Raw genomic sequence first — 349 nt, 5'->3', positions numbered from 1 at the left:
CGCGCCGCCGGGGCGGCCGTCGCCGTCGCCGGGCTGTGCGGCGCCTTCGACGACATCGCCGGGGCCGGGGACCCCCGGCGCGGCTTCCGGGAGCATCTCGGGGCGTTGCGCGACGGTGAGGTGACCAGCGGCGCGGTGAAGCTGTTCGGCATCTCGGCGGCGGGCCTCGCGGCCGGGGCGGCGATGAAACGGCGGCCGCTCGACGGTCTGCTCGCCGGGGTGGTGATCGCGGGCGCCGCCCACTTCGTCAACCTCGTGGACATACGGCCGGGACGGGCCGCCGGAGGCGTCCTCGCGCTCGGCGCGCCCGGACTGCTGCGCAGGGCGCCCGGGGCCGCGGAGACGGCGG

Annotated in this window: 1 pseudogene; it reads left to right on the top strand. The window is 79.4% G+C overall.

Annotated elements, in window-relative coordinates:
- Window positions 1-349 (top strand): annotated as a pseudogene (locus ABD207_RS21300) (hypothetical protein); the annotation flags it as partial.

Origin of the sequence: Streptomyces thermospinosisporus, from assembly GCF_039526425.1 — a bacterium.
In the GTDB taxonomy this organism is placed as follows: domain Bacteria; phylum Actinomycetota; class Actinomycetes; order Streptomycetales; family Streptomycetaceae; genus Streptomyces; species Streptomyces thermocarboxydovorans.
This window is presented reverse-complemented; position numbering and strand designations above follow the sequence as displayed.